Below are 11,347 nucleotides of genomic sequence, written 5' to 3'. Positions count from 1 at the left end.
AATGATCAAATATATGATTACAACGTAGCCACACATAACCAAAAAGACTTTAGTCGTAATTAATTGATCAAGTACATTATAACGCTAAGCCCAAAAATCAGATATATTTGGGCTTATTTGTCATGCTTAATGATAAAAATAAATCGATACTACAAAATACTTAAACTTAAATTTAAACAAAAAGCAAAGCCAAATATCGCATTGTGCTTGACTTTACGTAGAAAAAAGGGATTATCCAATAAAAATTGGATAATCCCTTTTTTGTATAAATATCTAAATTAATATTAAAAGTTAAAATTTATCAGCTTTTTTTAAGATCTTCTTTGCTTTATCTAAACTGTGATGTTCAGCTCTATAACGTTTAATATCCGAACCACTAACATCTGATAAATGGCTAAGATCTTCGTCTAGTTGTTTAAATTCTGCCTTAAGGTCCTTAACAACCTTTTCTTCAGCTTCAGTGTAAAGGGCTGCTTTAGATTCATCTTTGGCATCTAGTTCAATACTGTCTTTAGAAACTTTCTTAGCATGTTTCAAGATTGACTTGATATCCTTGATAGTTTCATGTTGAGCAGTGCGGTGACGCTTGTCAGGTTCACTGTCTTCAATTTTTGTTAAATGGCTTTCAGCATCTGCAATTTTCTTAGAAATTCTATCTAATGCTTTTAATTGTCTTTTAGTGTAATCTGCCATAATAATTACCTCCAAACAAACTTAATATAATCACTTAAGACATCTTTAATATAAAACTCTTAGACTTAAATTACAAAATATATGCTTTCATAAAATCAAAAAAATAAAGACTATCTTTTTTAAGATAGTCTTTATTAAATATTTCAATAATTATTTTAGAATTTGTGAGCTTTCTTTAAAATTTCTTTAGCTCTATCTAAAGTATGGTTTTCAGCTCTGTAACGCTTAATATCTGAACCATCTTCATCAGCTAAATGACTAAGATCGTCATCTAATTGTTTGAATTCTGATTTAAGGTCTTTAACAACTTTTTCTTCAGCTTCAGTGTAAACAGGATTTTCCATTTTACCTTTTTCTTCAGCCTTTAATTCATCTTCAGAAACTTTCTTAGCGTGCTTCAAGATTGATTTGATATCCTTGATAGTTTCGTGTTGAGCAGTACGGTGACGCTTGTCAGGTTCACTATCTTCAATCTTAGTTAAGTGACTTTCAGCATCTGCAATCTTCTTAGAAATTCTATCTAATGCTTTTAATTCTCTCTTAGTGTAATCTGCCATAATAATTACCTCCAAACAAACTTAATATAATCACTTAGGACACTTATAATATAAAACCTATTTTTTAAAATTACAAAAATAATGACTTATTTTTGTTCTTGACTAGTGATTAATACTTATCGGCTTTCTTTAAGATTTCTTTAGCTCTATCTAAAGTGTGGTTTTCAGCTCTGTAGCGCTTAATATCTGAACCATCTTCTTCAGGTAAATGACTAAGATCGTCATCTAATTGCTTGAATTCAGACTTAAGATCGTTAACAACTTTTTCTTCGGCTGCAGTATAAACTGGATCTTCCATTTTACCTTTTTCTTCAGCCTTTAATTCATCTTCAGAAACTTTCTTAGCGTGCTTCAAGATTGACTTGATATCCTTGATAGTTTCGTGTTGAGCAGTGCGGTGACGCTTGTCAGGTTCACTTTCTTCAATCTTAGTTAAGTGACTTTCAGCATCTGCAATCTTCTTAGAAATTCTGTCTAAAGCTTTTAATTCTCTTTTAGTATAATCTGCCATAATAATTACCTCCAAACAAACTTAATATAATCACTTAAGACATCTTTAATATAAATCCCTAATTTAGAAATTACAAAAATAATGCACTCGAATATTTTTCTTTTTTTTAATAAAACTTTTAGAAACCTTAATATACTAAGGGCTTGTTGTAAAATAAAAATATAGATTAATTTTAAATGCTAAAGAAAAAATGAGGAGATTTTAGATGATTAAATTAGGAATAATTGGTTCAGGGATGATTGTTCATGATTTTTTGAAAATTGCTGACCAAATACCCAATTTGGAATTAACGGCAATCTCAACTACTAAAAGAAGTGAAAAAATTGGAAAAGATCTGCAGGCGGAATATGGCATAAAACAAACTTATACAGACAATAATGAATTATTAAATAATCAAGAAGTGAATACTGTCTATGTTGCTGTGCCAAATAATTTACATTATCGTGTAGCAAAAGCTGCTCTTGAACATGAAAAAAATGTAATTTGTGAAAAACCCTTTGTCGCTACCCCTAAAGAAGCAATTGAATTAAAGAAAATTGGTGATGCCCATAATGTTGTTTTAGTAGAGGCAATTACTAATATTTATTTGGGGAATTTTAACTATTTAAAGAAACACTTAGCCAAGATAGCCCCAGTACATAATATCGAACTTAATTACACACAATATTCTAGTCGATATGATGATTTCTTAAAGGGAGTGATTCAACCTGTTTTTGATCCCGCAAAAGATGGTGGGGCTTTGATGGATTTGAGCATTTATAATATTCATCTTGCAGTAGGCCTATTTGGAAAACCAGAAGATGTGCATTATTTCCCAGTAATGCAAAAAGGAATTGATACTTCGGGCAACTTAATTCTTACCTATCCTAAACTTCAGGCTAGTTTGCTAGCAGCAAAAGACTCATATGTAACAGATCAGTGGAGCTATATTGAGGGTGAAAATGGAAGTCTAAAAATTAAAGGCTCTACGGGTCAATTAAAAGAAGTTGAGTTAGACTTAAAGGGAAGAAAACTTGAAAAGATTAATCTTAATAAATATAGTCATCGAATGGTGGCAGAATTCGTTGAATTTAGCCGAATGATTGAAGAAAACGATCGCCAAGCAGCTGATGAAGCTTTCAACCATTCGTTAGCAGTATTAGAAGTACTAACTAAAGCTAAAAAACAACGCTAAGCATAAAAGGAGAGGAATACCTCTCCTTTTTGCGTTATATCGGTCTTCTTGGTATAATTATAGAATGTATGTTCGCGTATCTTTATAGTAGAAACGAGGTGGAAAATGCTAACCAATGATTTAATTAAATACTTAAAACAGAAATATAGTCTAACTTTTAAACAAATGTTAACTAATAACCGAAATATTTTTGTTTTAATGGTCCCTAACAGTAATGACTTTTTTGCTATTCTTTCTCGAGTTCCTAATAAAGAAATAGGAATTAATAAAAACGGTCACGCAATAACCTTAGATTTAAAATGTGGTGAATTCTCCCAAACATTAACGGATTTACCAGGTTTTAGTCAGGCTTTTAGAATCAAGAGTGATAAGTGGGTCGGGATTTGGCTTAATCAAGTAGATGATGAAGAAGTAAAAAAAGCAGTAGACTATGCATATAAATTAGCGTTAAATGGTGAAATAAAAACTACAGGACAATATTTACTAATTCCTGAAGATGAAACTTCTCAAAAAAACGCATATCAAGCGGAAACAATTCCACCTCGAAAAGATATTTCAAAAAGTAAATCTTCTGAAGAAAAAAAGGATGAAATTCCCCGGGAAATTGCAAAAATGCTTCAAAGTTATGATTATACAATTCTGCCAGCCTTGGGAAGACAAAAAAACTTTTATCATCAAGGACAATTAATGGCAAATTATGAAGATAATTATGAGCATAATTTTGTTTTTAATCATTTTTATCCTACTTATCATGATATGACAGTTCACCAATTAAGAACGTACTTTACGTGGCGAAGTAAAGTAAGAAAAGGAATATATAAATCCACTAGTCGATCATATGTTTTTATTTATATTTATGAATTACTTAATCAAATCGGAGTAAAAAGTCCTGAGGATGGATACCAATTGTTGAAAAAACTATATAAAGAATATATTTTGGTTTATGATTCTGAAATAAAAACTTATCTTAATAATTGGATTAAAGATTATGTTGTCTTTTATAATTTGACTGAACATAAAGATGAAAATTTTGTAAAGGAAAACGAGCAGGACAGGCTTTATGAAGACCTTTTAAATCCTCAAGATTCTATTAAGTTAATTAATGCTTTAAAAGGGGTTGCGAGTTATCATGGTAAGAGTCCTTTAGAAGCAAATAAGTATCAAGAACTGCTTTTCTTTGTATGGCAAAAACTTTTAGCAAATAGGGAGTACTTTAATTTTGCTAGTGAAATTTTATTTACTCTTACTGAGAGGGAGTATTACTTTTTTTCACGAGCACTTTTGTATAAAAGGACACCACATTTTGATAATTTTGAGATAACTTCCAATCGAAAGTTTTATCAAAAAAATGGACATACTTATTACGAATATTTTTCTCCAGTTGCTCGACAAAAGACAAAAATAAATGCTGTTTTACACGAGATTGATCGCCTAAGTCGAATTGAATATCACAAGGGAAGAAAATTAAAAGCAAATAATTTAAAAGCTGCAATGGTAATAGTAATTGAACAAGCGATTAGGGAATTTCATGCTCAAGAAATTGAAGCTCAGAGACCCAAAATTGAAATTGATCTTAGCAATTTAGATAAAATTCGTCTTGATGCATCTAAGACCCGAGAAAGTTTGTTAACAGAAGAAGAAAAGACATTAGAACTGGAAGCAAATGGAGATCAAGAAGATAATTCTAAAAAGGTGGAAGAAACTACAAGTGAGAAAGAACAGAATCAGGCAATAGAAAAAGAAATTCCTTATGGACTAACTGAAGATGAATACATGTTTCTCATGGCACTCTGGCATCATACTTCCTGGAAAAAAGAATTACAACAAAAACATTTAATGACTTCCATTTTGGCAGATAGTATTAATGAAAAATTATTTGATGAAATCGGCGATAGTCTGATTGAATTCAATGGAGATGAACCGTTAATTATTGAGGATTATCTTCCCGATTTAGCTGAATTATTTGGTGAGGAGGAATAAAGATGACTGAAAAAAAGCGCAAAATTCCTAAAAGAATTGCTCAAACCGTTTTAAATTCCTTGAAGGGCGGGGTGGTACCTCGGATTGGTTTGCCTTATATTACTGTAGGACGAAAAGCAGAAATTGAGGCTCTTCTTCATGATGTTGATATTATTAGCGAAGGAGGTGCCTCTTTCCGCTTTGTGGTAGGACGATACGGCTCGGGAAAAAGTTTCTTATTACAGGCAATTCGAAATTATGTAATGGATAAAAATTTTGTCGTAATAGATGGAGATCTTTCACCCGAACGAAGATTACAGGGAACCAAAGGACAGGGGCTCGCTACTTATCGTGAATTAATCCAAAATTTAGCTACTAAAACTCGTCCTGAAGGAGGAGCGTTACCTTTAATCTTGGATCGCTGGATTAATTCAATTCAAGCAGAAGTGGCGCAAGAGACCGGATTCAGTCAGGAAAATGGTAAATTTACTGAGGCAGTAGATAAGAAAATCTATGAGGTCATCGGGAACTTAAATGAATTGGTACATGGCTTTGATTTTGCAAAACTTTTGAAAATGTATTATGAAGCCTATGTAAGTGGTGACAATGAAACTCGTGCTAAGGTAATTAAATGGTTTAGAGGAGAATATAGCCGTAAAACAGAAGCTAAAAACGAGCTTGGTGTTAACATTATTATTTCAGATGATGATTGGTACGAGTACATTAAATTATTTGCAATGTTTTTTAGACAGGCTGGTTATGCTGGACTAATGGTGATGGTAGATGAACTAGTAAATATTTATAAAATTCCGAATAGTATCAGTCGTCAATATAATTATGAAAAAATGTTAACGATGTATAATGATGCCCTTCAAGGCAAAGCTAAATATTTAGGAATAATTATGGGTGCTACCCCGCAAGCTATTGAGGATCGAAGACGCGGTGTTTATAGCTATGAAGCATTACGGTCACGGTTGGCTAACGGAAAATTTTCAAAAGAGGGAGCAACTGATATGTACGCTCCAGTAATTAATTTAGAGCCGTTAAATGCTGAAGAAATGTTAGTTTTAACTGAAAAACTGGCTCAAATGCATGCAACTCTTTATGACTATGAATCAACAATTACTGATGAAGATTTGGCAACCTTTATTAAAATTGAATATGGTCGTGTCGGAGCAGATACCAACATTACACCGCGTGAAGTGATTCGTGATTTTATTGAACTATTAGATATTACCTTACAACATCCAGATCAAAAGATTGGTGATTTACTTAATTCAGATGAATTTAGTTATACCAAGTCAGAGGCAGTATCCGATGAAAAGGGTGATGATTATACTGAATTTACAATTTAATTAGTTTTAGTTAGAGGGAGGATGAAGAAAGTGAATATTTTTAATCGCTATGCTCCATTCATTCAAGACTATATTTATGATCATGGGTGGCAAAATTTACGGCCAATCCAGGTGGCGGCTGCTCAAGAAATCTTTAATACTGAAAACAATGTTTTGCTAGCTGCTTCAACGGCATCTGGTAAAACAGAGGCTGCTTTTTTTCCTATTCTTTCAGAAATCAGTGAAAAACCGGTTAATTCAGTTCAAGTTCTTTATATTGCGCCGTTAAAAGCATTAATCAATGATCAATTTGATCGCTTAAATGAATTAACTCAAGATACTGGAATAAAAATTTGGCGCTGGCATGGGGATGTCGCTCAAACTCAAAAAAGAAAATTATTAAAAAAACCATCCGGAATATTACAAATTACGCCTGAATCATTAGAAAGCTTAATTATTAATAAGCATATGGCAATTCCTGATTTATTCCATGGTTTGCAATATATCGTAATTGATGAATTACATTCATTTTTGCGTAGTGATCGAGGTGGACAAACATTTTGTTTGCTAGAAAGACTAGCTAAACTTGCGCAAGTAAAACCGAGAAGAGTAGGATTATCAGCTACAATTGGTGATATGACGGCAGCTGCTAAATTTTTGGGTGCCGGAAGTGGACGCAAAACTAGTGCACCAAAAGTTCAAAGCGAAAAACAAGTGTGGCACTTATCAATGGAACATTTTTATCAAACTGACCCGCAAGCAACTAGTGAAGATTTTGATCCGGCAGAAATTGTAGAACCTAAAACTGATATTGCACCGGCTTTGGCTGATCCTGGAATTGGCTATATCTTTGAACATACTCGCGGTAAAAAGAGTCTGATTTTTACTAATAGTCGTGAAGAATGTGAGTCAGTGTGTCAGGAATTACGTGAATATTGCAGTTATAATCACGAGCCTGATCGGTTCTTAATTCACCATGGAAATTTATCGCCGGCATTACGACAGACTGCTGAAGATGCCATGAAAGATCCGGATGCTTATGTATCAACTTGTGCAACTGCAACTTTAGAATTAGGGATAGATGTTGGTAAATTAGAAAGTGCCTATCAAATTGATGCACCTTTTACAGTGTCAGGATTTTTACAAAGAATGGGCCGAACTGGAAGACGTGGTACACCACCAGAAATGCATTTTGTTATGCGAGAAGAACACCCCGAATCCAGGGCAATGTTACCGGAATTAATTCCTTGGAGTTTATTACAGGGAATTGCCTTGATCCAGTTGTATGCTGAAGAACATTGGGTCGAGCCACCGCAACCTAACCGCTTACCTTATAGTTTGCTTTACCATCAAACAATGTCTACACTGGCTGCTAGTGGTGAAATGAGTCCGGCTGAGTTGGCAAGTCGGGTTTTAACGCTTGCATATTTTAAAAATGTTAGTCAGCAAGATTATCAAATTTTACTACGCCATTTATTAAAAATTGATCACATTCAAAAAACTGAAAATGGTGGTCTTATTCTTGGCCTAGCTGGGGAAAAGATTGTTAATAATTTTAAATTTTATGCTGTATTTATGGAAAATGAAGAATTTAGTGTGCATGCGGCTAATGAAGAATTAGGGACAATTGTGAAGCCACCTCCAGTTGGAGATAAAATTGCTATCGCCGGTCGAGTTTGGGTAGTTGATGAAATAGATCGTAAACGTCACCAAGTTTATTGTCATGGAGTAAAAGGGCATATTGGTGCATATTTTGGGGATGTAGCTGGAGATATGCATCCAAAAATCTTACAAAGAATGAGAAAAATTCTTTTAGAAGATAAACAATATCCTTACTTAATGAAAAATGCACAAGCTCGTTTAGCACAAGTAAGAGAAACTGCACAACAAGCCTGTTTGGATCGGAACTCTTTAATCAATTTGGGTGGAAAAATGTGGGCCTTTTTCCCTTGGACAGGAAGCTATGGATTTTTAGCTTTAGAAAGATTACTGAGAATTAAATGTAAGGATCAATTAAAATTAAAAAATTTCGAATCAACTCGTCCTTATTTTATGACTTTTACAATGGATGCTGATGAAGATCAATTCTTTGAAGTATTACGCAGAGAAGCGAGTGAAGATTTTGATGCGTTGGAACTTGTTTTTCCAAATGAAGTACCAGTATTTGATAAGTATGATGAATTTCTACCAGATGAATTAGTAAAAAAGGAATTTGCAAATAGTGTACTGGACGTTGCTGAAATGCGTAAAAGTGTAGAAGAGATGGAAAAATAAAAAATGGAAAGTTCTCAGCGAACTTTCCATTTTTGTTAGATTCATAATTATTTATCTTCATAACCATTAGGGTGGTTTTGGTGCCAATTCCAAGCAGAAGCAATAACTTCTTCAACATTTTCATGTTTTGGCTGCCAACCTAAAATAGTTCTTGCTTTAGTTGAATCAGCTACTAAGCTATCTGGATCACCACCACGACGTGGACCAATAGTATAAGGAATATCAATGCCTGTCACTTTTTTAGCTGCTTCAAGAATTTCAAGGTTTGAGTAACCATGAGCAGTTCCTAAGTTAAAGACATCAGATTTATTGGTTTTCATCAAGTGCTTTAAGGCGAGAATATGTGCATCACTTAAATCTTCGACTTGAACATAATCACGTACATTTGTACCATCCTTGGTATCATAATCATCACCAAAGATAGTAAAGTTACCATCGCCGGCAATAGCACTCTTTAAAATATTTGGAATTAAGTGAGTTTCAGGACCATGATCTTCCCCAATTGAGCCATCATTAGAAGCTCCAGCAACGTTGAAGTAACGTAAGGCAACTGACTTAACACCATCGGCCTTATCAGCCCAGTGCATGATTTTTTCCATCATCATCTTAGTTTCACCATATGGATTAATTGGATCAAGGGGGCTATCTTCAGTAATTGGTAATGACTTAGGAATACCATAAGTTGCAGCAGAAGAAGAAAATACTAAGTACTTTACGTTAGCATCATTCATAGCTTGTAATAAAGCAATCATTCCAGAAACATTGTTATCGTAATATTTCAAGGGCTTTTTAACAGATTCAGGCACTAAAGAATAAGCAGCAAAGTGCATGACAGCATCAATCTTTTCATCACGTAAGATTTTACTTACTAAGAATTTATCTTCAATATCACCTTGATAGAACTTAGCTCTTTTATCAACAGCTTTTCTATGCCCAGTGTAAAGCGAATCGAGGACAACAACTTCATTGCCATCTTCAAGTAAGCCTTTAACAGCATGAGAGCCAATATAACCGGCTCCACCGATAACTAATACACGCATAAAATTAACTCCTTAAAATAATTCAATTCTTGCTTTAATAATAGCATATGAGAATTACATCTTAATGTAAAAATATAATAAATATTTACTAAGCAATAAAAATGACAGATAGATAGTAAATGATTATCATAAAGGATAAAAAATAACTTATTAATTGAAAGCAAGGTGTCATATTATGCAAAAAATAAAAAATATCATCATTGGTTTTGGTAAAGGCGGAAAAACTTTAGCAAAATTTTTGGCCCAAAGAGATGAAGAAGTATTAGTTATTGAAAAGTCTAATCAAATGTATGGTGGAACTTGTATTAACATTGCTTGTTTACCATCAAAACGATTAATTATTGAAGCTGCTAATGGGCTGGATTTTATAGATGCCATTGGTGGAAAGAATGAAATGACATCTTTATTAAGAAGCAAAAATTATCATATGTTAGCAGATGAAAAAACGGTTACAGTTTTAGATGGTGAAGCAAAATTTGTTGACGATCATATAATTGAAGTAAAGACGGCTAATGGAATTGAAAAATATGAAGGAGAAAGAATTTTCATTAATACTGGAGCCGTACCAGTAATTTTACCAATTCCCGGTCTTAAAGAGAGTAAATTTTTATTAGATTCGACTGCTGCAATGGAACAAACTTCTTTACCCAAGAATTTGATTATTATTGGAGCTGGTTATATTGGTTTAGAGTTTGCAGCAATGTTTGCTAAATATGGTTCAAACGTTACCGTTCTAGATCATAATTCGGACTTTATTCCACGTGAAGATGAGGATATTAGCAAAGTAGTGAAGAAAGATCTTGAAGAATTAGGTATTAAATTTGAATTAGGTATTGAAATTGAAAAGGTAGAAGATACCGACGACCATGCAACAATAGTCTATAAAAATAGTGCTGGGGAGAAAAAACAAGTTGATGGAGACCGAATTTTAGCAGCAACTGGGAGACGTCCTAATACTGAAAATCTGGGCCTAGAAAATACTAATATTAAAGTCAACAAGTGGGATGCAATTGAAGTTAATAAACACTTAGAAACTAATGTCCACAATGTATGGGCTATTGGTGATGTAAAGGGTGGGTTACAGTTTACTTATATTTCGCTTGATGACTTTCGTATTATTAAAAGTCAATTATTTGGAAATGGTCAGTATACTTTAGAGAGTAGAAAAAATATTCCTTATAGTGTATTTATTGATCCCGCCTTATCTGAAGTAGGTTTAACTGAAAAAGAGGCCAAAAAACATGGGATTGAATATGAAGTGCATAAGTTGCCGGTAGCTGCTATTCCAAAAGCTCAGGTAGCTAAGGATACACGTGGAGTGTTTAAGGCATTAGTAGATCCGCAAACTAAACAAATTTTAGGTGCAACTTTATACGGAATTGAATCCTACGAGTTGATTAATACAATTTCTTTAGCAATTAATCAAAAAATTCCGGCTACGGTGTTAAGAGATCAAATTTATACTCATCCAACAATGAGTGAAGCGTTTAATGATTTATTTAAATAAGTTATAGAGTATTTGGTATTTTGCCAAATGCTTTTTTTATTTATATACTTTTATTTAGTAAGTATAAAAGAAAGAAGAATGTTTATGATTCATAATTTAACAACTGATGCTCAAGTTAATCATCGCTCAATTAGAAAATTTAAAGATCAAAATTTAAGTAAAGAGCAATTAACTACTTTATATAAGGTTTTCCAACATACTTCTACAAGTATGTTTATGCAAAATGCTTCCTTAATCCATATAACTGATGCTGATAAAAAGAAAAAAATTCAGGAGCTGTGTAATCAGAAATATGTGG

General features: G+C 33.1%; 10 protein-coding genes. 6 read left to right on the top strand and 4 right to left on the bottom strand.

Translation table 11 applies throughout. The annotated features are described in order from the left end of the window. Nucleotides 1–291 precede the first annotated feature (291 nt). The 3 genes from LrDSM24759_RS03935 to LrDSM24759_RS03925 all read right to left on the bottom strand — a co-directional run bounded on the left by LrDSM24759_RS03935 (nt 292) and on the right by LrDSM24759_RS03925 (nt 1,761). Entirely contained in the window at nt 292–693 is a 402-nt protein-coding gene (locus tag LrDSM24759_RS03935; protein WP_117118191.1) for a hypothetical protein, read from the bottom strand. A gap of 155 nt (nt 694–848) precedes the next feature. Continuing rightward, nucleotides 849–1,250: a hypothetical protein gene (locus tag LrDSM24759_RS03930; RefSeq protein WP_117118190.1), complete on the bottom strand. Its 402-nt coding sequence runs from the start codon at nt 1,248–1,250 to the stop codon at nt 849–851. A gap of 109 nt (nt 1,251–1,359) precedes the next feature. Next, complete coding sequence (locus tag LrDSM24759_RS03925; RefSeq protein WP_117118189.1) at nt 1,360–1,761, bottom strand: hypothetical protein; 402 nt, start codon at nt 1,759–1,761, stop codon at nt 1,360–1,362. Nucleotides 1,762–1,969: 208 nt separating this feature from the next. On the opposite strand from LrDSM24759_RS03925, the gene LrDSM24759_RS03920 reads away from it, so the two are divergent. The 4 genes from LrDSM24759_RS03920 to LrDSM24759_RS03905 all read left to right on the top strand — a co-directional run bounded on the left by LrDSM24759_RS03920 (nt 1,970) and on the right by LrDSM24759_RS03905 (nt 8,502). Continuing rightward, complete coding sequence (locus LrDSM24759_RS03920) at nt 1,970–2,935, top strand: Gfo/Idh/MocA family protein (RefSeq protein ID WP_117118196.1); 966 nt, start codon at nt 1,970–1,972, stop codon at nt 2,933–2,935. Between the two features lie 105 nt (nt 2,936–3,040). Beyond that, complete coding sequence (locus tag LrDSM24759_RS03915) at nt 3,041–4,915, top strand: TerB N-terminal domain-containing protein (RefSeq protein WP_117118188.1); 1,875 nt, start codon at nt 3,041–3,043, stop codon at nt 4,913–4,915. 2 nt (nt 4,916–4,917) lie between these two features. Next, nucleotides 4,918–6,249: an ATP-binding protein gene (locus tag LrDSM24759_RS03910; RefSeq protein ID WP_117118187.1), complete on the top strand. Its 1,332-nt coding sequence runs from the start codon at nt 4,918–4,920 to the stop codon at nt 6,247–6,249. Between the two features lie 30 nt (nt 6,250–6,279). Then, complete coding sequence (locus LrDSM24759_RS03905) at nt 6,280–8,502, top strand: DEAD/DEAH box helicase (RefSeq protein ID WP_117118186.1); 2,223 nt, start codon at nt 6,280–6,282, stop codon at nt 8,500–8,502. 47 nt (nt 8,503–8,549) lie between these two features. Here the strand turns inward: LrDSM24759_RS03905 and galE are convergent, their stop codons facing one another. Further along, nucleotides 8,550–9,542, bottom strand: a complete 993-nt coding sequence (gene galE / locus LrDSM24759_RS03900; RefSeq protein WP_117118185.1) for a UDP-glucose 4-epimerase GalE — start codon at nt 9,540–9,542, stop codon at nt 8,550–8,552. A gap of 175 nt (nt 9,543–9,717) precedes the next feature. On the opposite strand from galE, the gene LrDSM24759_RS03895 reads away from it, so the two are divergent. Both LrDSM24759_RS03895 and LrDSM24759_RS03890 read left to right on the top strand, forming a co-directional pair. After that, nucleotides 9,718–11,049 (top strand): FAD-containing oxidoreductase, encoded by a 1,332-nt coding sequence (locus LrDSM24759_RS03895; RefSeq protein ID WP_117118184.1) that lies wholly within the window; start codon nt 9,718–9,720, stop codon nt 11,047–11,049. A gap of 84 nt (nt 11,050–11,133) precedes the next feature. Further along, the coding region (locus LrDSM24759_RS03890; protein WP_194007995.1) for a nitroreductase family protein at nt 11,134–11,347 on the top strand (214 nt) is incomplete at its 3' end.

It is taken from the genome of Lactobacillus rodentium (genome assembly GCF_003423665.1).
GTDB lineage: Bacteria > Bacillota > Bacilli > Lactobacillales > Lactobacillaceae > Lactobacillus > Lactobacillus rodentium.
This window is presented reverse-complemented; position numbering and strand designations above follow the sequence as displayed.